Origin of the sequence: Micromonospora sp. NPDC051925, from assembly GCF_044548625.1 — a bacterium.
Taxonomy (GTDB): Bacteria; Actinomycetota; Actinomycetes; order Mycobacteriales; family Micromonosporaceae; genus Micromonospora.
The window spans coordinates 315,009-338,206 of the sequence record NZ_JBIUCH010000002.1 but is presented as its reverse complement, the minus strand read 5'-3'; the positions used below and the strand labels follow the sequence as shown (position 1 = coordinate 338,206).

Sequence of the window (23,198 nt, the reverse complement as noted above, 5' to 3'; positions counted from 1 at the left end):
GCCCGGAGTATGTCAACATACGAGACGTCATCTTGAATGAAGTCACGCTGGCGAGAGGACGCGGATGGACGACGAGGTACCGGCGACGCTCCGCCAGGCCACCGAGCAGGCGATCGACGAGGCGACCCTCCTGGACGCCCTGGCGGCGCTCGCCGCGCAACCGAGCCCGTACGGCCGGGAGCGGGCCACCGCGCACCGGGTCGCCGACTGGGCCGCCGACCGCTGGCCGGAACTGCCCTGGCGGGTCGACCCGCTCGACCCCACGGCGGCGACGCCGGACAGCGCGAACCTGGTGAGCGCCGCCACCCTCGGCGAACGCCCCGAACTGCTGATCTACTCACACCTGGACACCTCACTGACCGGGGCGGCCGACTTCGACGACCCGATCACCGGCCTGCACACCCCCGCCCCCGCGCTGGCGCGACCCGGTCCGGCCGGGGACGTGGTCAGCGGTTTCGGCCTCGGGGTGGCGCGGGCGGCAGCCGCCGCCGCCCTGGTCGGCTACGCCGCCGCGGCCGACGCCTGCCGGGCCGCCGGCCGGCCGCACCGGCTGACCCTGCTCCTCGCCGCCGCCGGCACCCACCGCGACGATCCCGCCGCCGGGCCGGACGACGGCACCGCACCGACCCGCACCATCGGCGGGGCGGCCCACCACCTGCGCGACCGGCCGCTGCCGGCCGCCGCGATCGTGGCCAAGACCAGCCCGCCCGGAATCCTCACCGCCGAACCCGGGGCGATGTTCCTGCAGGTACGGCTGTCCAGCCGATTCCACCCGACGCTGTTCCGCGACACCGCCACACCCCCCGGCGGCCTGCTCGCGCACCTCGGCGTGATCGTCGACGCGCTGGAGGAGTTCCGCCGCGCACACCTGGCCCGACGGGCCGACCCGGACGCCCAGGTCGGCGCGGAGGTGGGCATCGGGGCGGTGCGCGCCGGCCAACCGGGCAAGCCCGACCTGCTGCCCGGAGCGGTGGACTTCCACCTGTACCTGGTGACGGCGCCCGGTGACGATCCCACACAGATCACCGACACGCTGCGCGCGACGCTGGTGCGGCGGTTGCGGCACACCCCGCTGGACGGCTGCGGGCTGGCCGTGGCCGGACGTCCGGCCCATCCGGCCGCCGCCACCCCGGCGGACGCCCCGATCTGCCGGCACGCCCACGCCGCCTGGCGGGCCGCGTACGGAGAGCCGGCGTCGCCGCTACGCGGGTGGACCGGATCGACCGACGGGGTGCTGCTGCGCGGCCGGGGCGTACCCACCGTCCGGCTGGGCCCCCCGGCGCTACCGCCCGACCCGGCCGACCCCCGACGGGACCGGTACGCGGTGGCGGAACTGGTGCGATTCGCCCGGTTGTACGCCGACATCGCCCTGCGGCACCAGCGGGCATCGACAGACTGACGTGTCATATGCCATGATACTGTCTCACTTTGCGCACAAAGGAATGTAGATGGCGGACGATGCCCCTTCGCCGGTGAAGAGCGCTGATCCCAGCTCCCCGGCGATCCAGACCGTGCAGCGCGCGGCGGTCATCCTCAACGCGTTCACCGCGGCACGCCCGCGCCTGAGCCTCAACGAACTCACCGCCAGCCTCGGCACCAGCAAGGCCACCGCGCACCGCTACACCAAGGCGCTGCGGGAGAGCAACCTGCTGCGCTACGACGAGCGGGAGGGACTCTACTCGCTCGGACCACAGATCCTGACCCTCTCCGCCGCCGCCCGCGCGGCGATGCCGGTGATCAGCATCGCCGGACCGCGCATGCAGCAGCTGGTCCGCGAAATCGACGAGACCGTGGTGCTCAGCGTCTGGGACGGCGACACCGCCGTGGTCGTCCGCGCCGACGACAACACCGACCGGGTCATCCGGGTCAGCGTGCGCACCGGCTCCCGGCTGTCCCGCACCGAGTCCGCCCAGGGCCGGGTGTTCTGCGCATTCCTCCCCGAATCCGACGTCCCCGGGCTGGCCGACGAGATCGCGGCCTCCGCCGAGCTGCGCCGGGAGATCGACAAGATCCGGCGTACCGGCATCTCCGCCAACACGCCCTCGGTCAACGGGGTCCGCAGCATCGCCGCGCCGATCTTCCGGGGCAGCACCCTGATCGCCGCCATGGCCATCGTCGGCACCACCACCTCGGTGCCCGAGGGCACCGACAGCCCGCTCGCCGTCGCCCTGCAACGCGTCGCCGCGGTGATCACCGCCGAACTGGGCAGCGGCGGCAACGGCCACCACCCGCCGGCCAGCAGCAACGGCAGTCGCTGACCGGCCGGAGTGGGCTGACAGCTCCGTGGCGGCGGCCGGTCCACGCCGGCCGCCGTAGGGCCGAACCGTCCCGCCCGGCCCAGGCGGAGCCCCGCCGTCAGCCCGCGCCGAGCCCCTCGGACAGCTCCCGCGCCACCTGCCGCAGGCTGTCCGCCGCGGCGACCTCCACCGCACCGGACAACGCCGTGCTGGTGCCCAGCACCGCCAACGCGGCCACCACCTGGGTCCGTTCGAACACCGGCGCGGCCAGCACCCGTACCCCGAAATCCTCCGGGGAGTTCACCGCGAAACCGTCCCGGCGGACCTGCTCGACCACCGCGCGCAACCCCGCCGACAGTCGCAGCTGACGGGCCACCACGGGCGACTCGGCCGGTGGCAGGAAGGCGCAGAACACCCGGCCCTGCGCCGAACGGAGCAGATCCAACGGCGAGCCGGTACGCACGCTCAGCCGTACGTCACCGCTGGTGTTGTCCATGCAACGGACCACAGTCGGCGACTCGCCGTTCCACACGCTGAGCACCGAGGTCTGGTTGGTCACCCGGGTGAGCCGGTCCAGGTAGGGCTCGGCGGCGGTGACGATGGGCAACGCCGCGCGGGCGGCGGCCTCCATCGCCAGGATCTGCGGACCCAGCGTGTAGGTGGCGGTGGCCACGTCGAACCGCAGCAGGTTCGCCGCCCGCAGCGCGCGGGCGTACCGGTGCGCGGTGGCCCGGCTGATGTGCAGATCGGCGGTCAACTCGGCCAGGGTGAGCCGGGGCCGCTCGACGGAGAACGCCTGCAGGATGGTGGCGGCCCGCTGCACGGTCTGGATCGCCGGCGCGTCACCGGTCGGCTCGTCGACTCCGCCCGCCACCGCGTTGACTCCGCCCGCCACCGCGTCACCTCGCACTCGCCGCCGTCCACCGGAGGCGAACTCTACCGAGCACGGGCCACGCGGCTCGACACGGACACCCCTCGGTCGGTCTACGCCGGGCCGCCCGCCCCCGGACCGGGGACAGGCGGCGGACCGGAGGCGTCGGCGAGCTGACGGTGGACCTCGGCGCTGTCCCAGTAGTCGACCCGGTGGGCGATCAGGCCCTCGGAGTCGACCCGGAACCGGAACATTCCGCGTATCCGCACCGGCGCCCGACCGGCCGAGGCGAGCCGGAACGACATCCGGTACGCCACCGCCGCCCGGTCGCCGTCGACGAGCAGCTCCTCCACCTCGTAGCGCAGGTCGACGAACTCGGCCAGGAAGCCGTCGAGCCGGGCCCGGTAACCGGCCCGGCCGACCACCGTCCGCCCGAGGGCGGCGGTGTGCTCGTTGACGAAGTCGTCGCTGACACAGCCGGCGACGGCATCGGCGTCGTGGGCGTTCAACGCCGCCAGGTAACGCCGCACGGCGGCACGGGTCGACGCTGCGGTCAGCTCCCCCACCGTCGCCGCACGGTGTCGAAGACCTGCTGGTCGTGGGAGATCTCGATGACGTTGCCGTCCGGGTCCTTCAGCGCGCAGATGTAGCCGACCGGCGGCGGCATGTCCCGCGGCTCCCAGTGCAGGCAGCCCAGCTCCCGGGCCCGCTCGGCGATCTCGTCGACGTCGGCCCGACGCGGCACCTCGATGCCGATGTGCGCGAACGGGTGCAGCAGGCCGAGCTGGCCGCCCTTGTCCTTGTTGAACGAGACCAGCACCAGCACGAACGGGGTGTCGGCCTGCTTGTCGTTGGAGAGCCAGACGCTCTCCCCGTCGGCGTCGGCGAACCGCTCCACCACCACCAGCGGGGTGAGCGCGGTGTAGAAGGAGATCGCCTTGTCGAGGTCGCCGGTGGGCAGCGCCACATGCGTCCACCGGGCTTGGGTCAGGCCGCTCGCCACTGTTACCTCCACCGTACCGAAATGTCCGTCACTATCGCGTTCACCAGCTTATTCACTGTTCGTCGGCCGGGTCGATGTGCCGGGGACACAAAGCCGCCGGGCCGGGTTCGACGCGGCGGGACGGTGCCGACGGCCGGTCGGCGTGCCAGCGTGGGGGCACACCACGTACGGGAGGTCGATCGGATCATGCAGTACCGCAGGCTGGGCGGGACCGGGGTCGAGGTGAGCACCCTCTGTCTGGGCACCATGATGTTCGGTGCCTGGGGCAACACCGACGAGCAGGAGTGCCACCGGATCGTCGCCGAGGCACTCGACGCCGGGGTCAACCTGGTCGACACCGCCGACGTGTACGCGCACGGCGAGTCCGAGGAGATCCTCGGCCGGGCGCTGCGCGGTCGACGCGACGACGTGGTGGTGGCCACCAAGTTCCACGAGCCGATGGGCGCCGAGCACAACCGGCGGGGCAACTCCCGACGCTGGATCAGGCAGGCGGTGGAGGGCAGCCTGCGCCGGCTGGGCACCGACTGGATCGACATCTACCAGGTGCACCGGCCCGATCCGCTCACCGACGTCGACGAGACCCTCGGGGCATTGTCCGACCTGGTCCGGGAGGGCAAGGTCCGCATGATCGGCACCTCCGCCTTCCCCGCCGAGCAACTCGTCGAGGCGCAGTGGGTGGCCGAACGCCGGCAGCGGGAACGCTTCACCACCGAGCAGCTGGGCTACTCGATCCTGACCCGGGGCGCCGAGGCCGCGGCCCTGCCGACCAGCGCCCGGTACCGACTCGGCGTGCTGGTGTTCAGCCCGCTCAACGGCGGTTGGTTGACCGGCAAGTACCGGTCGACGGCCGTACCGGCGGACTCCCGTGCCGGGCGCAACGGTGACCACTTCGACTTCCGCGACGCCGCCGCCCGGGACCGCAAGCTCACCCTGGTCGACGACCTGGCCGCGCTGGCTGCCGAGAGCGGCGTGACGCTGATCGAGCTGGCGCTCGGCTTCGTACTGAGCCACCCGGCGGTCACCAGCGCCATCATCGGCCCGCGCACCCTGGCGCAGCTGCGCAGCCAACTGCCCGCCGGTGAGCTGGCCGGACTGCCGGCCGACGTGCTGGACCGGATCGACGCGCTGGTCCGGCCGGGCCACGACGTGAACCCGGCCGACGTCGGCTACCAGCCGCCTTCGCTGACCGACCCGGCCCTGCGCCGACGGGGATGAGGATCGAGTTCGCCACGCCGGACCTGCTGCGACGGCCAGGTCGGTCCGCCCCCACGGGGTGAGGACGACCTGGCGCTCGCCCCGCAGGAGGCCGGCTCTTCTACGCCCGGAACCCGCCAGGATCTCTCCCCCTCCGCAGGGGACGACCCTCAGCCGGCTCCACCGTGGGCAGCGGTGGATTTCTCGCCTATTTCAGGGCGTCTTTGAGGGATGCCAGATGGGTGCGGCTGAGCCGGTGGGCGGCTGCGGCGTCTCGGGCCGCTATCGCTTCCACGAGGTCGGCGTGGGCCGCGTGGTCTTGCTCTTCGGCGAGGTTTCGACCGATGCGGAGCATGTCGACCATTGCCTGGCGCAGCCTCGGTACGAACGTGTCGAAGAGTTCGAGGAGGACGGGGTTGTCGGCGGCAGCGACGATCGCGCGATGCAGACGCATGTCGGCATCCACCTGCTCCTCGGTGCTGCCGCGCTGATCCTGGCGTTCGGCCAGCGCACGGCGGACAGCACGTAGCGCCTGGGGGGTGCGCCGTTCTGCGGCGTGGGCGGCGGCCTCTGCCTCGATGGCGATACGCGCCTCGATCACGGAGATGATCCCGGCCCGCCGCAGCACGGCATCCCAGTCCTCGGTGACGTCGAGCGCCGTGACGAACACTCCCGCCCCCTGTCGCGACTCCAGGACGCCCCTGCCCGCGAGTTGCCGGATCGCTTCGCGCACGGTCGAGCGACCGACACCCAACTGCGGCCCGAGCGTCGTCTCGCCGGGCAGCTTCGCTCCCAGGGGCCACTCACCTGCGCGGATGCGCACGAGGAGAGCTTCGGCCGCCTGGTCTGCGAGCGGTGCCCGCCTGATCTGCGCCATCCTTGCCTCACTTCTCTGCTTGTCTGAGGAGTTGTGTATGCTCTACCCCGTGATTGGGAGACTCCTTCGCTGCCGCAGCAGGGCTTAGCCGGACCGGTGCCCCTGCTGCGGAGCGCTCCTCGCTACCGGTCTTCTCCCCTCCGCCTCCACCGCCACGAACCTCCCGGCTCACCATGCCATCCGGTCCGTGGGCCTGGGGTGCGCAGTGCCTGTCGGAAGGAACCCCATGAGCATGACCACATCCCCGGCCCGGAACCGGGCGGGCCTGTGGGCGCTGACGGCGACCCACGCCGCCAACGACTTCTACACCGGTGCGGTGGCGGCCCTGCTGCCGTTCTTCGTCCTCCACGCCGACTACACCTACGCGGCCGTCGCCGGGATCACCCTCGCGGCAACCGCGTTGTCGAGCGTCGCCCAGCCGATGTTCGGACACCTCAGCGACAGGTTCGGGATGCGCTGGATGAGTCTGGTCGGACTGCTGACCGCAGGCATCGGAGTTGCGCTCAGTGGGCTCGTGTCGGACTCGTACCCGGCGGTCTGGATCGTGATCGCCATCTCCGGGGTCGGCGTGGCCGCGTACCATCCTGCCGCGACGATGGAAGCCCGTGAAACCGGTGGCGGCACCAGTGGTGCGATGAGCCTGTTCTCCGTCGGTGGGAACGTCGGCGTCGCCCTCGCACCATCGGCGGTGATCCTCGCCGTCGGCTGGCTCGGGCTGAACGGCACCGCGTTGCTGGTGATCCCCGCCATCGTGCTCGGCTTCGTCTACGTCGCGGTGTCGTGGCGGCACCTGTTCGCCCGCGACAGCAGCGCCGGAACCCCTGCGCAGGAGACCGCGACCCGGGCGAAGGTCAGCGACGACTGGCGGGCGTTCGGCTCGTTGACGCTGGTGTTGGCGATGTGGTCGATCGCCTACGTCGGAACGTCGACGTTCGTGTCGCTGTACTCCATCGAACGCTTCGACACCTCCCCGGAGTTCGCCTCTGTCGCGCTGTCGCTCTTCCCCGCAGCAGGAGCAGTCGGCACACTGACCGGTGGCTGGTTGGCCGACCGGTTCGGCCGGCTGCGGATCGTCCGCACCGGCTACCTGCTGGCCGCGTTGTCCACGGTGGCGATCGTCCTCGCCGCGACCCCCGTAGTCGTGATCGTCGCGACCGCGGCGCTCGGGTTGAGTTTGTTCATCCCGTTCGCCGCGCAGATCACCCTGGCCCACTCCTACCTGCCCAACCGGATCGGCGTCGCCTCGGGCGTCACACTCGGTCTGACGCTCTCGCTGGGCGGCGTCGTCAGCCCACTGCTGGGCAGGATCGCCGACCACGCCAACGTCCGGACGGTGTTCGTCATGATGGCCGCGTTGATCGCCGTAGGCTTCGCCCTGTCGTTCGTCCTCACAGAGCGCGCTGTCGAGCACCACGAGGTGGTCGCGGATCCGGATGGCGCCGACACCCGGGAGAGAGCACGCGCATGACCGAGATTCTGCGCATGAGAAACGTCGACTTCGTCCGTGACTCGCGCCAGATCCTCACCGACGTCAACCTCACCGTTCTGGCCGGTGAGCACTGGGCACTGATCGGACCGAACGGGGCGGGAAAGAGCACGGTCCTGAGCATGTGCGGCGCCGAGAAGCACCCCACCCGTGGCACCGTACACGTGCTCGGGCACCGACTCGGCCGGGTGGAAGTACGCAAGCTGCGCGAGTCCATCGGGCATGTCAATCCTCGTCACCCGTTGCGCTCGGCGCTCACCGTGCGACAGGTCGTCCTCACTGGCGCAACGGGCACGACCGAACTCATGCCCCGCTGGGAACCCACAGTCGAAGTGCGCGAACGCGCCGACCATCTCATGGACGTGCTCGGTCTCCGGGCACTGGAGGGTGCGACCTGGCCGACGATGTCGCAGGGAGAACGCGGCAGAGCCCTCATCGCCAGGGCGCTCATCACCGATCCACGGCTGCTGCTACTCGATGAACCCTCGACGGGCCTGGACGTCGCGGCCAGGGAACAGTTCCTTGAGACCGTCGACCGCCTGCACCGTTCACAGCCGGGACTGGCCACCGTGCTGGTCACGCATCACCTTGAGGAACTCCCGGAGACGACCACCCATGCGCTGCTCATCAAAGAGGGCCGGGTGCTGGCCGCCGGAGCCGCGCGCGACGTGCTGACGACCGAACTGGTCACCGAGAGTTTCGACCACCCGATCCAGATCGAGCATCGCGACCGACGATGGCAGGCTCGCGCCATCCGGACTCGATCGACCCCGCCGGGGTAGGTTCCGTCGAACGGACGACGCCGGCTCGTTGGCGGTGGTGGGCAGACGGAGCGCTGGCAGGTCAGATCCACCCTCGCTCCCATGCGGTGGCGGCGGCCGAGTTTCTCGACTCGGCGTGCAGTTTCGCCATCGCCGACGAGATGTGGTTGCGGACGGTGCCGTGCGCCAGGCCGAGCTGCTTCGCGATGTTCCTGGTGGGTAGGCCATCCCGAGTCAGTCTCAGGACGTCGATCTCCCGAGGCGTGAGTGGGCTCTCCTCCTCCGTGAGTGCCGACGTGGCGAGGCGCGCATCGATGTAGCGCTCACCCGAAGCGACCGATCGGATGATCTTGGCGAGCTCCGACGCAGGGGTGGACTTCGGCACGAAGCCGTGCACCCGGGCCGCCAGCGCACGCTTCAACGTTCCCGGTCGGGCATGCCGGGTGACGATGACGACCTGCGTCGCGACGAGACGCAGCAGTCGCCGGGCGGCGTCGACCCCGTCGAGTTCGGGCATCTTGAGGTCGAGCAGGATCAGGTCGGGTCGATGGGCGACAGCCGCCGCAACCGCGGCCTCGCCGTCGGCGACGTCCGCGACGACCTCGATGTCGGGCTCGAGAGAGAGCAACGCGACGAGCGCGCCGCGGATGAGCTCCTCGTCGTCGGCGATCACGATACGGAGCATCAACGGGCCCCTCTCCGCTTCCTCGGGAAGGTCGACCCTTGCCCAGCAGCGTCGGACTCCGTCTGCTCCGGCCGCCCGACGCCCGTCGTGGGGGCCCGGACGACCAGCATGAAGGTGTCGTCCTCGCGCGTGGTCTCGACCGTCCCGCCGTGGGCCGCGACGCGTTGAGCGAGGCCGGTCAGGCCCGTGCCGTCCCGACGCAGCGCGCCCGCGGCGTTGTTGGTGACGGTCAGCCGATACTCCGCCGCGGCGAGGACGAGTTCCATCGTGGCTTCGGTCGCCCTGCTGTGCCGGAGCACGTTTGTCACCGCCTCCCTGATCGCGACAGCGAACACCGCGCCGAGGGCGGTGGGCATGCCCGGCGTCTCGATGTGCACCGCACATCGGATACCGGCGGAGCGCAGCACGGCCGCCGCGTTGCGCGCCTCCACCGCCACCGTGACGGTGCGGTAGTCGTTCACCACGGCATGGGTGTCGTCGAGGGCCACCTGCGCGATCCGGTGGACTTCGGCGATCTCCCGTCCCGCCCGCTCGGGCTGATCGGGCAGGAGCCGCTCCGCCAGTTCACTCTTCAACGCGATCACCTGCAGGTTGTGGCCCTGGATGTCATGCAGGTCGGTGGCGAATCGCAGCCGCTCCCTCGCCACCGCCAGCTCGGCGGCAAGCTGACGTGCGTGTTCCAGTCGCCACACCACCTGCAGCACCCAGACCGCACTCAGCGGCATGAGCGTGAACAGCGCGAGGGTGCCGATCACGACGGCATCGACACCGGTGCCGGCGGACGACGGCACGACGGCGGGACGCGACGAGGTCAGCACGCCGACGAGGCCGCCCAGACCGATCGCGGCGTACGACCCGAGGATCACCACCGCCTTCCACCAGCCACGGACGAGGCAGGTGAGCACTCCGCCCGCCATCGCGAGCGTGAAGGCCCAGCCCCAACCCGCGAAGGGTGGAATCACGGCCAGCACCCACACCGCGCCCGACTGCGCGAGCAGAGCGAGGACGAGCGGATGGTTCGGCGCAGCGTCGCCGGAACCACGGAGCAACAGGGGAATCGTGGCAAGCCCGGTGAGGACGGCGGCGATGGTCACGATCACGAGGGGGATCACCCGTGGGCCGACGGCCGCGTCGACCCCGAGCAGCAACTGCACGGAGCCGGCGACGAGTATTCCCAGCCACAGCGAGACCATCGTGAGAAGGCGCATCGCCTTGAGATCCGCGGTCACCCTCGGCGCAAGCTGCCCGGTGTCCGCCACCAGGTCAGCGTAGCGACAGCGCCGTCAGGAATGTCGTGGTCTCCTGCGCGATCTCCTTCGACAGGGTGTGGTGCAGGTAGTGGTCGCCCTCGACGACGACGACCTTCCCGGTGTCGACGCTCGCGGCCTGCTTCTCGTGGAGCGCGACCCAACCCGTCACGTCGGTGTCGTTCGACGCCACGAAGAGCAGGACCGGCAGCTTCTTCGGGAACGTCTTCCCGCTGACCGCGGCGAAGTTCGACGGGACATGCTCCATCTCGTTCACCATCGTCGGAGCCGCTGTGTTCTTCGTGTCGAGCAGCTTCATCTGTTCCTTGGTCTGCTCGTCGTAGGGCAGGCCCGCGTAGGGGTCGTCGGCGAGCGCGGCGAGCGCGCGGGTGATCCCGAGCTTGCGGAGAGCGACGATCGTCCCGGTCGGGATCGGATCGTCCCAGCCGGGCTGGTCGGGGACGCTGCTGTCGATCCCGACGAAGGCGATCAGGTCGTCGGCGTAGGCGGCGCTGTAGGTCAGGGCGTAGATTCCGGCGATCGAATGACCCATCAGCACGTAGCGATCGACGCCGAGGTACTGGAGCGCCTCATGCACCTCCCGCGTGATGTTCGCGGCGGTGCGCTCGGTGTCGGTGGAATCGCTCAGACCGGTGCCGAACGGCTCGACCGCAACGACGCGATAACTGCTCTGGAGCGCCGTGATCAGCGGCTGGAAATCGAGCGCGGGAGCCGCGGTGCCGAGGCCGGGCAGGAGCACGACGGTCTCGTCGCCCTCGCCACTGACCACCACGTTCATCTGCTTGCCGTCGACGGGTACGAGCTGCCCGTACCGCGTGATCGAGGAGGCTTCCGACTTCGTCGCCACCACGTTCACCACGGAGGTCGTCACGAGCAGGAGCACCGGAATCGCCACCAGGACACCGATGGTGGTGAGAGCGACTCTCACGGGCTTTCGCATGGCTTCTCATTTCGGATCGGCGGAGCATCCGGATCGCTCCGGTGATGCACGACCAGCCAATCAAGCGCGCGAGGCACTGCGGAAGTGTCCTGCCGTCACGGGCGACCGTGACAGAATGTCACGATTCGGCGAGGGCGGAGGGCAGCGTTCCCGGACTGCCGACAGCGCAAGAGGCCACTCCCCGGGACCGGGAGATGGCCTCTTGCGCTGCCAGTCGAACCGTCTTGCGTCAGGTGGTGCCGCGTTGGAACGGCTGGGCCAGGGCCCGTGGTTCGCGGTGCCCGGTGGCGAACACCAGCATCGCCAGCAGGGCCAGCAGGTACGGCGCGGCGATCAGCAACTGCGAGTTCATGGTGATCCCGAGGGCCGGCAGCGCCAGCCGCATCGCGTCGGCCAGGCCGAAGACGACACAGCCGATCAGGGTACGGCCGAGCCGCCAGGCCCCGAAGATCACCGCCGCGATGACCAGGTAGCCCCGCCCGGCGGTCATGTTCTGGTTGAACGACCCGACCTCGCCGACCGCCAGGTACGCCCCGCCGAGCCCGGCGAGCAGCCCGCACCAGAGCAGCGCTTGTCGACGCCGCCGGTTGACCTCGATCCCGCTCACGTCGGCGGCCTGCGGGTTCTCCCCCACCGCCCGCAACTCCAGCCCCCACCGGCTGCGTTCCACCAGCCACCAGGTCAGTGGGACCAGCACCAGCAGCAGGTACACCGGCCAGCGTTGGACGAACAGCATCGGGCCGACGATCGGGATGTCCCGCAGCACGGGGACGTCGACCTGCCAGACCTGGTGCCCGGTGAAGGTGCTGACCGTGATCAGGTAGCTGGTCAGACCCAGCACCAGGGCGTTGAGGACCAGGCCGACGACGAAGGTGTTGATCTGCACCCGGTGCGACAGGATGCCGTGTACGAACGCCACCGCCACCCCGACCAGCGCGCCGGCGACCAGGCCGATGGTGGCGCTGCCGGTGGCGCTGGCGACCGCGACCGACCCGAAGGCGGCCCCGAGCATCATCGCCTCGACGGAGATGTTCAGGGTGCCGGCGCGCTGCGCGACGTACTCCCCGCAGGCGGCGAAGGCCAGGGGCACGGTGAGCCGGGCCCCGCTGGAGAGGATGGTGGCGATGTTGTCGGCGGCGCTCATGCCAACCTGCCTTCCATGGCGTCCTGGTTGCTGGCGGTCCCGGCGTCACCGGGGCCCGCCGGATGCGGAGTGCCGGTCCGAGGGCCGGGCACCGGGGCCACCGGCTCGGCAGCCGGGTCAGCCGGAAGCGGCCCGGCGGCCGGGTCCGTCGGCGTCGGCGGGGTGGCCGCCGGCTGGTCGGTCAGCCGCCGCCGGCGCAGCATGCCGATCACCACCGGGGGCGCCACGAAGGCCAGCACCAGCAGCGCCTTGACCACGTCGACCAGGAACGACGGCACTCCGGTGGCGGCCAGGAAGCTACCTCCGGCCCGGAGCACGCCGAACAGCACCGCCACCGGGATGGCCAGCAGCGGGTTGTTCCGGGCGACCAGGGCGACCAGCAGGCCGTCCCAACCGATGTTGAGCGACATCCCCGGCTGCAACCGGTTGGTGCCGACCGGGCTGGTCAGCAGCAGCGCACCGGCCAGACCGGCCAGCGCCCCGGAGATCGCCAGCGCGATGCCGCCGAGGGCGCCGACCCGGACGCCCGCGTGCCGGGCCGCCGCCGGGTTGAGACCGACCATCTTCAACCGGAAACCCCAGCGGGTACGGGCCATCACCAGGCTCAGCACGACCGCCACCAGGACGGCCAGGACCAGACCGCCGTTGAGCTGGAGGTTCGGGTAGTCGCCGAGGGAGGTGAGCCGGGCGTTCTCCGGCACCGGGTTGGACTGGGGGGAGAGCGTGCCCCGGCCCAGCCGGGACTCCTGGAGCAGCCACGGGGTGTTCACCGCGAACGAGATGAGCTGCTGGGCCAGGAAGGTCATCAACATCGTGCTCACCACGACGTTGACTCCCCGGAACCGGTACATCAGGGCGCTGAGCCCGGCCCAGGCGCCGGCTCCGACGACCGAGGCGAGCAGCACCAGGACGATCAGCAGCGGGCCGGGTACGGCCAGCCGCAGGCCGACCCACGCGCCGGCGAGCGCGCCGATCAGCACCTGCCCCTCCTGGCCGATGTTGAAGAAGCCGGAGCGGGCGCTGACGCAGGCCCCGACCGCGACCAGCAGCAGCGGCGCGACGTACAGCAGGGAGGTGGTCCACGCCGCCGGGGTGGCCATGCTGCCCTGGTAGAGCGCCTTGGTGGAGGCGGTCGGTGAGCCGCCGGTGACCGCGATCAGCAGGGCGGACAGGCCGAGCGCGACGGCCACCGTGGCGACGGTGGCGAGGCCGACCTGCCAGCCGCCGGGCCCGGGGTTGAGCCGGCGCAGCAGCTGCCGGCCGGTGGCGTCGATGCCGGTGGTGGTCATCAGTGACTCACCCCGCCCACCAGCATGCCGAGCCGCTCGGCGGTGGCCTCGGCGGTGGGGAGCACCCCGACGATCCGGCCGGAGGAGATCACCGCGATCCGGTTGGCCAGGGCCATCACCTCCTCCAGTTCAGTGGAGATCAGCAACACCGCCACCCCTTCCGCGGCGGCCTGCCGCAACCGCAGGTACATGTCTTCGATCGCGCCGACGTCCAGCCCGTGGGTGGGCTGGGCGGCGACCAGCGCCCGGGGGCCGGCGGACAACTCCCGGGCCAGCACCACCCGCTGCTGGTTGCCGCCGGAGAGGCTGCGCAGCGGGGTGTCCGGCGAGGGCGCCACGATGTTGAACTCGGCCATCCGCCGGTGGGCGATCCGGTGCATCCGCCGCCGGCTGAGCACGCCGCGCGTGGTGACCCCGGCGAGGGACTTCATGACGAGGTTCTCCGCCACGCTCATGTCCAGCACCACCCCGGAGCGGTGCCGGTCCTCGGGGACGATGCCGAGACCGGCCGCGTGCAGCGCGCCGGGCCGGTCGAGGTCGACCGGCCGGCCGGCGACCTCGACCGCGCCGGAGTCGGGGACGAGCAGCCCGGACAGCAGCTCGCCGATGGTGGCCTGGCCGTTGCCCTCGACCCCGTACAGGCCGACGATCTCGCCGGGCGCCACGTCGAGGCTGAGCCGGTCCAGCACGGGCAGGCCGCCGATGAGCAGGGTCACCTCGCGCAGCCGCAGGGCCGGCGGGTGCCCCTCCGGGGACGGGTTCCCCCCCGCCGTGGTGACGTCGGCCGGGGCGTTCCCGGCACCCACCACCGGCGTGGGACGCTCGACCGGCAGCAGGCCCAGGGCCGCGCTCTCGGCCTGCAACGACACCTCCCGGCCGACCATCTGCCGGGCCAGCAACTGGGCGGTGGTGTCCGCCGTCGCGCCGTGGAAGGCCACCGCGCCCCGCCGCAGCACGGTCACCCGGTCGGTGGCCGCCATGATCTCCGCGAGCTTGTGACTGATCAGGATGACCGCACGCCGCTCCGCCTGCACCACCCGGCGCAGCACGGTGAACAGCTCCGCCGACTCGGCCTGGGTGAGCACCGAGGTCGGCTCGTCCAGGATCAGCACGGACGGGTCACGCCGCAGGCACTTGATCAGCTCGACGCGTTGCCGTTCCCCGGCCGAGAGCCGGTCGACCCGGGCCTGCGGGTCGATGGGCAGTCCGTAGCGTCGGGACACCTCCTCGACCTGGGCGCAGGCCACCGCCCGGTCGATCCGCCCGGTGTCGCCGAGGATGACGTTCTCCCAGACGGTGAGCGGTTCGATCAGACTGAAGTGCTGGTGCACCATGCCCAGGCCGAGGTCGGCCGCGACCTGCGGACTGTCGATCTCGACCGGTTCGGTGCCACGCGTGATGGTGCCGGCGTCCCGGTGCACCAGCCCGAGCAGGATCTTCATCAGGGTCGACTTTCCGGCCCCGTTCTCGCCGAGGAGACCGTGGATCTCGCCAGGCCGTACGGCGAGATCCACGGCGTCGCAGGCGACAACCGGACCGTAGCGCTTGCTGACCCCACGCAGGGTGAGAGCCGGCGTCAGCTGGTCGTCAACGTCCACAGTCCGTTCCACCTCGTTGGTCGTCGGGCAGCGAAATCAGGAGCCGAGCTTGGCGACCGTCGCGGCGGTGTCGGTCTTGCCGCTGGCCACGTCGGCGACGAAGGCGTCCATCTTCTGGGTCTGCTCCGGCGTCGCGTTGCAGATCTTGACGGCCGGGTACGGGTCGACGCCGAGCTGCCACTTCTTGGTGGTGCCGAGGGTCATCTCGCCCTTGGCGAACAGCTCCAGCGCGGCGGCGAAGTAGGCACCCGGGTCGAAGATGACCGAGATGTCGAAGCGCGGGTCGGTCGAGTCGCACCGGTCGGTGCCCGGGGTCAGGGTGAGTGCGCCGCCGGTGTTGGCCAGCTTCGCGGCGGCGTCGGTGGCTCCGCCCAGGTACGGGTAGATCACCTTCACGCCCTGGCTGATCTGCGCCTGGACGGCCTCCCGGGCCTTCGCCGAGTCGTTGAAGTCACCGGTGTAGGTGGTCACCAGGGTGGCGTTCGGCACCACCATCCGGATGCCCGCCTTGTACGCCTTGGCGGCGTTGACCGAGAAGTCGGCCTCCATGCCGGTGACGAAGCCGGCCTTGGTGGCGTTCTTCTGCTGCATGACCAGCCCGGTGGCGTACCCGGCGGCGAGCATGCTCTGGTTGGGGTCGTCGCTGGAGAGCGTCACCCGAGGGCTCTGCTGGATGTTCTCCGACGATGGGACGTACCAGGAGGTATTGGCGCAGACCGGCTCCTCCGACGCGGGGATGGCGTCCTTGAGCTCGGAGGCGCCCAGCGCCACCATGTCCACGCCCTGCTGGCACAGCGCCCGAGCGGCGCTGAGCGCCTCGGTCGGCGGCACGTTGCCGCGCTTTATGACCTGCCAACCCTTCTCGGTGGCGAACTTCTCCGCGCCGACCACGAAGCTCTCGTAGTAGCCGTTGTCGTTGATGTCACCGGGGCTGAGCACCCCGATCATCACCTTGCCGTCGCCGTTGGCGTCGGGCTGCCCGGCGGGCGTCCCGCTGCTGGCCGAACCCGCCGCCGACGGCGCGGTCGCGTCGTTGCTGGCACAGCCGACCAGGGCGAATCCCAGAGCCCCGGCGAGCAGCGCCGCCGGACCCCGTCCAATCCTCATTGTCATGGTGCTTCCCTTCACAGTGGGGGCAGTGCGCCGTCCGGCACGGTCCGACGCGCGCAGTACTCGGTCGCCGGCACGGTGGGCCAGCGATGGGGGATGTCGATGCCGGCCCGGCGCAGCAGGGCGACCCGACGATGGGTGGCCTCCTCGCGCAGGGCGTCGACGTCGACCGTGGTGATCCGCCGGTCACGGACCACCATCCGGCCGTCGACCAGGACGTCCCGGACGGTGTGCCCGGCCGCACCCCAGACCAGCTGGGTGGGCAGGTCACCGCGCGGGGTCCAGGGGACGGTCCGGGTGTCCAGCACGACCAGGTCGGCGGCCTTGCCGACCTCGACCGAGCCGGTGAGCGCCGCCAGCCCGACGGCGGCGGCGCCGTCGATGGTGGCCAGGGCGAAGATCTCGTCGGCGCGCAGCGGGTCGGGGATGCCCCGGTCCCGTTCCAGGCCGGCGAAGAGCCGGGCGGCCCGCCACAGGTCCGGGGTGTCCCCGGCGTTGTGCGAGTCGCAGCCCAGCGCGAGCCGCCCACCGGCCCGGTACAGCTCGGTATGCCGGCCGGCCCGGCTGAAGCCCTGACCGAGCCGCAGGTAGGCGCCGGGGCAGGAGGCGACCGCCGTGCCGGTCTCGGCGAGGGCGGCGAGTTCGGCGTCGTCGAGCCACACCGCGTGACCGAGCAGCAGGCGGGGGCCGAGCACGCCGAGGTCGTGCAGGTGCCGCACCGGCCGGGCCCGGCCGGCGGCGGCGTAGGCCGCGGGGTCCTCCGGGCCGGGCGACAGGTGCCAGGTCATGGGTACGTCGAGCCGGTCGGCCAGCTCCGCCGCGCCGGTGAACAGGTCGTCGCTGACCAGGTCGTGACCGACCAGGGTGATCCAGCCGGTGACCAGCGGGTCGCCGGCGAGGGCGGCGACGGTGTCGGCCTGGGCGGCGAGGGTGTCGGCGGCCGGCATGGCGTACGGCGCTTCGGGGGTGTCCCAGCCCCAGCCGCCGACCCGGGCCCGGATGCCGGCGGCGCGCAGCCCGTGGGCGACCCGCAGCGGGTGGGCGACCGTGCCGGGTTCCAGCAGGGTGGTGACCCCGTAGCTGAGTGACTCGACCGCGGTGAGGGTGGCCGACAGCTCGTCGTCCTCGCCGGTGACCGCGCCGTGCAGCGGCACGATCCAGTCGAAGATGGCCTGCCGGGCCGGGACGTCGTCGGGGATGCTGCTGCGGACCAGCGGGTCGGCGGTGGTGTGCTGGTGGGCGTTGACCAGGCCGGGGACGACGAGGCAGCCGGCGGCGTCGAGTTCCGGGCTGCCCGGGTACGCCGCGCGCAGCGTCGCCGCCGGACCGATCGCGGCGATCCGGCCGTCGACGACGGCGATCGCGCCCCCGGAGACCACCGCGCGGTCGGACGCCATGGTGACGATGTCGGCGTCGACGATCAGCAGGTCCGCCGGGCGGGAGTCGGCGGTGCCCGCCGCCGGGGTGGTGGTCATGGCCGTACGAGAATCTTGCCGATGAGGTCGCCGGACTCCTGCCGGGCATACGCCTCGGGCAGTTCGGCCAGCGGGTACTCGGCCGCCCGGATCACCCGCAGTCCCCCGGTGAAGTAGGCGTCGAGCATGTCGGCGAAGTCGGCCGGGGTGTACGCCCCGGCGCCGAGCAGCCGCAGCCCACGCCGGTAGACGTCGGAGAGGGAGAACTTCACCTGGTCGCCGGTGGTGTTGCCGAGCAGCACGATGCGCCCGCCGGTGCGCAGGCTGGCCAGGGAGGTGGGCCAGGTGGCGGTGCCGACGTGGTCGACGACCAGGTCGACGCCGTGGCCGTCGGTGCGGTCCCGCACCTCGTCGACGGTCCGGTCGTCGAGGTCGAGCACGTCGGCGCCGAGGTCGGCGGCGACGGCCCGCTTGGCCTCGGTACGGGCCACCGCGATCACCCGCGCGCCGGCCCGGCGGGCCAGTTGGATGGCGGCGATGCTGACCGCGCTCGTGCCGGCCTGTACCAGCATCCACTCCCCGGGGCGGACCGCCCCGACGCGGTGCACGGCGTGCCAGGCGAGGCTCCAGGCGGTGGGCAGCGCGGCGGCGTCGGTCAGGTCTACGTGTGCGGGCACCCGGTGCACCACGGTGGCCGGGACGGCGACGTACTCGGCGAACCCGCCGGGGCGGTTGCCACCGACCACGGCCAGCGCGGCACAGTGGCCTGCTTGACCGTTCTTGCAGGTGGGGCAGGTTCCGCAGCCGATGGTCGGGTCGACCAGCACCCGGTCGCCGGGGCGTACCGTGGTGACCTGCGGCCCGACGGCGGTGACCTGGCCGGCGACGTCCATGCCGGCGACGTGGGGCAGTTGGAAGCCGGGGAGCAGGACGGCCCCGCGCCGCTGGAGCAGGTCGAGCCGGTTCAGTGCGGCGGTGTGCACCCGGATGACCACCTCGGCCGCACCCGGCTCGGGGTCGGGCAGGTGACGCAGGCGCAGCACCTCGGATCCCCCGAAATCGGTCTGGACCATCGCTCGCACCGCAACCTCCCCCATGGTCTACCAGTCAATATGGCGTCTTGCATTGTGATTCTCGTTGCTTAGCGACGTACTCTGCCTGCGGGGCGGCGGCGTGTCAACGGCTTGCCGCAAAAGAGGCGGAACGGTTAACGAAGCTGGGCGGTCAGCGCCCTCACAGGACGCCGACCAGGGGATCAACCGGCTTCGGACGCGGCCAGCAACTCCCGGGCGGCGAGCGCCGTACGCAGCACCGCCACCGTCTGCGGGTCGAGCGGGTCGACCCCCAACAACCGCTTGATCAACCCCACCCGGTAGCCCACCGAGTTGCGGTGCAGGTGCAGCCGCTCGCTGACGGCCTGCCTGCTGCCCCCGGTCGCCAACCAGCAGTCCAGGGTGCGCAGCAGATCGTCGCGGTGGACGATCGGCCCCAGGTGCCGCTGGACGAACCAGCGCAGCCGCTCGTCCGGCACGGCCAGCAGGACCTGCGCCAACCCGGCCTGCCCGAACGGTAGCTCGCGCCGCTCGTCCGACGTCTGGAGCAACAGCCGCAGCAGCCGGTCCGCGTCACGGAACGAGGCCGCCGTCCGGGCCGGCCCGCTCACCAGCGGCCCGGCGACCACCCGCACCTGCCCGACCCCCACGATCTGGTCCAACCGGACCCGTAGCCGGGTCACCTCGCGCTCCACGTCACCGTGCAGCAGGGTCCAGGCCAGCCGCCCCTCCGCCAGCACCGGCCGGTCCAGCCAGCTCAGCGCGGACACCCAGCGCCGATGCTGCGCCCCGGTGTACGCGATCCCGGCGACGGCGTGCGGCTGGTCCAGCCGCCAGCCGTGGGCCGCCCCCGCCCGGAGCAGGTCGACCTCCCCGGCCTGGGGGACGGCATCAGGGGCCACCTCGGCGGGGTCACCGAGGCCGTCCCGCAGGGCCCGCAGCACCGTCGCGGCGTCCCGCACGGCGGGCGGCGGCGACTCGTGCCGTACCGCCTCGATCAGCAGCGCGGTGGTCGCGGCCACCGCCAGCTCCACCTGCCCGGCCGAGACCGGCTCGGCCAGCAGGAGCGCGCCGAGCCGCCGGGGCCCCGCGCCGACCGCCACCGCCCGACCGGTCCACCCGTCGGCACAGCGGACCGGGGCCGGCGCGGCCCCCGGTGGCCCCGCGCCGCCGGCCCGGCAGGCGGCCAGGGCGCGGCGCACCTCGTCCGGCGCGGCGTCGTGCCGACGGCCGCCCGTGCCGTCGCTGGCGGCGAGCAGCTCACCCGTCTCGGCGACCAGCCGACAGGCCGCCCCGGTGCGCTCGGCCACGGCGGCCAGCAGCTCCGGCCAGCCGGCGCCGCCGAACGCGAGTTCGGCGAGCCACTGGGCGAACGCGGCCGGCGACGGCGCGGCGGCGACGGTCAGCCGTGGTCGCGCCGCCGCCAGCTCACCCGGTCGGCTCACGCCGACGGTCGGTCGAGCAGCCGGACCGCGACGGCCTTCTCCTGGGTGTACTCGCGCAGCGCCGCGTAACCGCCACCCCGACTGAAACCGCTCTCCTTCTGCATGTTGAACGGAAAGCCGATCACCCCGGCGTCGTGGAACTGGTTCACCGCCACCTGCCCGGCGCGGGCCTGCCCGGCCACCCGCAGCGCCCGGGACACGTCACTGGTCCAGATGCAGGCCAGCAGCCCGAAGTCGGTGCCGTTCATCAGGGCCACCGCCTCGTCGACGCCCCGGAAGCCCTGCACCGCCAGCACCGGGCCGAAGACCTCCTCGCGGGCGAGCCGCATGGTGGAGTCGACTCCGTCGAAGACCGTGGGGGCGACGTACCAGCCGTCGTCGAACCGGGCGGTGGCCGGCTCACCACCGGTGACCAGCCGGGCGCCGGCGGCGGGGGCCTCGGCCAGGAAGCCCCGGACCCGCTCGTACTGGGCCTGACTGACCAGCGGCCCCATGTCCAGGTCCTGGTCCCAGGGGCCGGTCCGGACCGCCGCCATGCCGGCGGCGACCCGCTCGACCACCTGCGCCCGGATCGACTCCTCGACCAGCAGCCGGGAACCGGCGTAGCAGTTCTGCCCCGCGTTCTCGGTGATCGAGGCGATGATCGCCGGGACCGCCACGTCCAGGTCGGCGTCGGCGAAGACCACGTTCGGGGACTTGCCGCCCAGCTCCAGCTTGACCGGGACCAGGTGTTGCGCGGCGGCGCGCATGACGGCCCGGCCGGTCACCGTCGAGCCGACGAAGCTGATGTGGTCGATGCCGGGGTGCCCGGTGAGCGCCACGCCGGCCTCCGGGCCGAGCCCGGTGACCACGTTGAGCACGCCCGGCGGCAGGCCGGCCCGACGGGCCAGCTCGGCCAACGCGAACGGCGACAGCGGCGCGATCTCGGACGGCTTCAGCACCACCGTGTTGCCGGCGGCCAGCGCCGGGGCGACGTTGGCCGCGGTGAGCACGGCGGGCACGTTCCACGGGATGATCACCGCGCAGACCCCGTACGGCTCGGGACGGGTGTAGCCGAAGTAGTCCGGCGTACGGGTGGGCAGGGTGACCCCGGTGAGCTTGTCCGCGGCACCGGCGAAGTAGTCGACGATGCCCTGCGCGATGTACATGTTGAGTCGCCCGCCGGAGCGGGGTTTGCCCACGTCACGAGCCTCGTGCTCGGCGAGCTGTTCGACGTGCGCGCCGATCAGGTCGGCCCAGCGGCGCAGGATCGCACCGCGCTCGCTGGGTGAGGTCGCCGCCCAGCCGGGAGCCGCGCGGCGGGCCGCGGCGACGGCGTGGTCGACGTCGAGGGCGCGGGCGCGGGCCACCGACTGGATGGTCTGCCGGGTGGCGGGATCGAGCACCGGTAGCTCACCGCCGTCGGCGGCGGCGGTCCACTCGCCGTCGATCAGCTGGCGGGCGGAGGGAATGTCCAGGTCAGCCATGTGGGGATCCTTGACCCTTCACGTTTCGCATGTCAAGATGCAATCTCGCTTTGTGAGTCAATGGGAGGGCACGTGCGGATCACAGCGGCGGTGCTGGAGAGCGCGGGAGCGCCGTTCACCCTCCAGCAGATCGACCTTGCCGAGCCGGGGCCGGACGAGGTGCTGGTCCGGGTACACAGCGTCGGAATCTGCGCCACCGACCTGGAGTTCGCCAACTTCTTCCCGACCCCGGCGGTCCTCGGCCACGAGGGCAGCGGGGTGGTCGAGCAGGTCGGCGCGCGGGTCAGCGGCATCGCCCCCGGCGACCACGTCGCGATGAGCTTCACCTCCTGCGGCGACTGCCCGCTCTGCCGGGGCGGAAACCCCGCCTACTGCCGCCAGTTCGACGCGGTCAACTTCACCGGCCGGCGACCGGACGGCAGCTCGGCGCTGTCCCGCGCCGGGCAACCGGTCAACGGGCACTTCCTGGGCCAGTCGTCGTTCGCCAGTCACGTGGTCGCCCCGGCCCGCGCGGTGGTGCCGATCAGCAAGGAGATCGACCTGGGCGTGGTCGGCCCGTTCGGTTGCGGCTTCGGCACCGGGGCCGGCGCGGTGCTCAACGTGCTGCGCCCGGAGGTCGGCTCCGCGCTTGTCGTCTTCGGCGCCGGCGCGGTCGGCGTCGCGGCGATCCTGGCCGCGCGGGCGGCCGGCTGCGCCGTCGTCGCGGCGGTCGACGTCAACGCCGCCAAGCTCGACACCGCCCGGCTGCTCGGCGCGACCCACGGGGTGCACTCCACCGACGGCGACCCGCGCGAACTGCTGACCGCCATCGCCCCGCACGGCTTCGACGTCGCGATCGACACCACCGGCCGGGAGGACGTGCTGCGGCTCGCGGTCGAGTCGCTCGGCCCGCTCGGCCGGTGCGGTGTGGTCGGGATCGGCCCGAGCGAGCAGATGAGTTTCGAGTGGCGCAGCATCCTCAACGGTCGCAGCGTCACCGGCATCATCGGCGGCAGCAGCCTGCCGCAGGTCTTCCTGCCGAAGCTGCTGGACCTGTACGCCGCCGGCAACTTCCCGGTGGACCGCCTGATCACCCGGTTCCCGTTCGCACAGATCAACGAGGCGGTGGCGGCGATCCGGTCCGGCGAGGTCGGCAAGGCCGTCCTCACCTTCTGACCCGGACCGACCTTCCGACCCGGGGACAGACCTTCTGACCGGACTGACCCTGCCGACCCGGGTCAGACGGCCGACATCGACAAAACTGCATCTCATCGCGAAACATTGTCTCGCAATGTGAGCGACATTACGCTTGGCGTCAGAACCCAGTGGCGCGGCTGGGCAACACCGCGCAGCGTCCCGCACCTGTGGAGCACGTCCC

At 72.0% G+C, this 23,198-nt stretch carries 21 protein-coding genes; 6 read left to right on the top strand and 15 right to left on the bottom strand.

Annotated features, from left to right (window positions below):
• The first annotated feature begins 64 nt into the window (after positions 1-64).
• On the top strand, positions 65-1,399 hold the full coding sequence (locus ACIG87_RS04195) for a hypothetical protein (RefSeq protein WP_396848018.1): 1,335 nt from the start codon (positions 65-67) through the stop codon (positions 1,397-1,399).
• Positions 1,400-1,448: 49 nt separating this feature from the next.
• Entirely contained in the window at positions 1,449-2,258 is an 810-nt protein-coding gene (locus ACIG87_RS04190; protein WP_396848016.1) for an IclR family transcriptional regulator, read from the top strand.
• Between the two features lie 97 nt (positions 2,259-2,355).
• On the opposite strand, the gene ACIG87_RS04185 is transcribed toward ACIG87_RS04190, so the two are convergent.
• From ACIG87_RS04185 to ACIG87_RS04175, 3 genes are all read right to left on the bottom strand, one after another.
• Positions 2,356-3,132 carry an IclR family transcriptional regulator gene (locus ACIG87_RS04185; RefSeq protein ID WP_396848014.1) on the bottom strand — a complete coding sequence of 259 codons (777 nt, stop codon included), beginning with the start codon at positions 3,130-3,132 and terminating at the stop codon, positions 2,356-2,358.
• 89 nt (positions 3,133-3,221) lie between these two features.
• Positions 3,222-3,674, bottom strand: coding sequence for a nuclear transport factor 2 family protein (locus ACIG87_RS04180; protein WP_396848012.1), 453 nt, complete (start codon positions 3,672-3,674; stop codon positions 3,222-3,224).
• Positions 3,662-4,111 carry a VOC family protein gene (locus tag ACIG87_RS04175; protein WP_396848010.1) on the bottom strand — a complete coding sequence of 150 codons (450 nt, stop codon included), beginning with the start codon at positions 4,109-4,111 and terminating at the stop codon, positions 3,662-3,664. Before ACIG87_RS04175 ends, ACIG87_RS04180 begins: the two co-directional genes overlap by 13 nt.
• Before the next feature lie 186 nt (positions 4,112-4,297).
• Here ACIG87_RS04175 and ACIG87_RS04170 point away from each other — a divergent pair, with 186 nt between their 5' ends.
• Positions 4,298-5,326, top strand: coding sequence for an aldo/keto reductase (locus ACIG87_RS04170; protein WP_396848008.1), 1,029 nt, complete (start codon positions 4,298-4,300; stop codon positions 5,324-5,326).
• Between the two features lie 187 nt (positions 5,327-5,513).
• Here ACIG87_RS04170 and ACIG87_RS04165 read toward each other — a convergent pair whose 3' ends face one another.
• Positions 5,514-6,182, bottom strand: a complete 669-nt coding sequence (locus tag ACIG87_RS04165; RefSeq protein WP_396848006.1) for a FadR/GntR family transcriptional regulator — start codon at positions 6,180-6,182, stop codon at positions 5,514-5,516.
• A 232-nt stretch (positions 6,183-6,414) separates the two neighbouring features.
• On the opposite strand from ACIG87_RS04165, the gene ACIG87_RS04160 reads away from it, so the two are divergent.
• Both ACIG87_RS04160 and ACIG87_RS04155 read left to right on the top strand, forming a co-directional pair.
• Positions 6,415-7,650 (top strand): MFS transporter, encoded by a 1,236-nt coding sequence (locus ACIG87_RS04160; protein WP_396848004.1) that lies wholly within the window; start codon positions 6,415-6,417, stop codon positions 7,648-7,650.
• Positions 7,647-8,450, top strand: a complete 804-nt coding sequence (locus ACIG87_RS04155) for an ABC transporter ATP-binding protein (RefSeq protein ID WP_396848003.1) — start codon at positions 7,647-7,649, stop codon at positions 8,448-8,450. Before ACIG87_RS04160 ends, ACIG87_RS04155 begins: the two co-directional genes overlap by 4 nt.
• Before the next feature lie 61 nt (positions 8,451-8,511).
• Here ACIG87_RS04155 and ACIG87_RS04150 read toward each other — a convergent pair whose 3' ends face one another.
• From ACIG87_RS04150 to ACIG87_RS04100, 11 genes are all read right to left on the bottom strand, one after another.
• Entirely contained in the window at positions 8,512-9,102 is a 591-nt protein-coding gene (locus tag ACIG87_RS04150) for a response regulator (protein WP_396848001.1), read from the bottom strand.
• Between the two features lie 11 nt (positions 9,103-9,113).
• Positions 9,114-10,373: a sensor histidine kinase gene (locus ACIG87_RS04145; RefSeq protein WP_396848000.1), complete on the bottom strand. Its 1,260-nt coding sequence runs from the start codon at positions 10,371-10,373 to the stop codon at positions 9,114-9,116.
• 4 nt (positions 10,374-10,377) lie between these two features.
• Complete coding sequence (locus ACIG87_RS04140; protein WP_396847998.1) at positions 10,378-11,277, bottom strand: alpha/beta fold hydrolase; 900 nt, start codon at positions 11,275-11,277, stop codon at positions 10,378-10,380.
• A 274-nt stretch (positions 11,278-11,551) separates the two neighbouring features.
• Positions 11,552-12,466 carry an ABC transporter permease gene (locus ACIG87_RS04135; protein WP_396847996.1) on the bottom strand — a complete coding sequence of 305 codons (915 nt, stop codon included), beginning with the start codon at positions 12,464-12,466 and terminating at the stop codon, positions 11,552-11,554.
• Positions 12,463-13,755, bottom strand: coding sequence for an ABC transporter permease (locus ACIG87_RS04130; RefSeq protein ID WP_396847994.1), 1,293 nt, complete (start codon positions 13,753-13,755; stop codon positions 12,463-12,465). Before ACIG87_RS04130 ends, ACIG87_RS04135 begins: the two co-directional genes overlap by 4 nt.
• The gene (locus ACIG87_RS04125; RefSeq protein WP_396847992.1) at positions 13,755-15,353 is read right to left on the bottom strand and encodes an ABC transporter ATP-binding protein; all 1,599 of its coding nucleotides are present in this window, start codon (positions 15,351-15,353) and stop codon (positions 13,755-13,757) included. Before ACIG87_RS04125 ends, ACIG87_RS04130 begins: the two co-directional genes overlap by 1 nt.
• 36 nt (positions 15,354-15,389) lie before the next feature.
• Positions 15,390-16,460: a BMP family ABC transporter substrate-binding protein gene (locus ACIG87_RS04120; protein WP_396847990.1), complete on the bottom strand. Its 1,071-nt coding sequence runs from the start codon at positions 16,458-16,460 to the stop codon at positions 15,390-15,392.
• A 17-nt stretch (positions 16,461-16,477) separates the two neighbouring features.
• Entirely contained in the window at positions 16,478-17,938 is a 1,461-nt protein-coding gene (locus tag ACIG87_RS04115; RefSeq protein WP_396847988.1) for an amidohydrolase family protein, read from the bottom strand.
• Positions 17,935-18,951, bottom strand: coding sequence for an alcohol dehydrogenase catalytic domain-containing protein (locus tag ACIG87_RS04110; protein ID WP_396847987.1), 1,017 nt, complete (start codon positions 18,949-18,951; stop codon positions 17,935-17,937). The genes ACIG87_RS04115 and ACIG87_RS04110 overlap by 4 nt, the downstream gene beginning before the upstream one ends.
• Positions 18,952-19,133: 182 nt before the next feature.
• Entirely contained in the window at positions 19,134-20,375 is a 1,242-nt protein-coding gene (locus ACIG87_RS04105; RefSeq protein WP_396847986.1) for a PucR family transcriptional regulator, read from the bottom strand.
• Positions 20,372-21,841, bottom strand: a complete 1,470-nt coding sequence (locus ACIG87_RS04100) for an aldehyde dehydrogenase family protein (RefSeq protein WP_396847984.1) — start codon at positions 21,839-21,841, stop codon at positions 20,372-20,374. Before ACIG87_RS04100 ends, ACIG87_RS04105 begins: the two co-directional genes overlap by 4 nt.
• A 72-nt stretch (positions 21,842-21,913) precedes the next feature.
• Here ACIG87_RS04100 and ACIG87_RS04095 point away from each other — a divergent pair, with 72 nt between their 5' ends.
• Positions 21,914-22,996: an NAD(P)-dependent alcohol dehydrogenase gene (locus tag ACIG87_RS04095; protein ID WP_396847983.1), complete on the top strand. Its 1,083-nt coding sequence runs from the start codon at positions 21,914-21,916 to the stop codon at positions 22,994-22,996.
• Positions 22,997-23,198 lie beyond the last annotated feature (202 nt).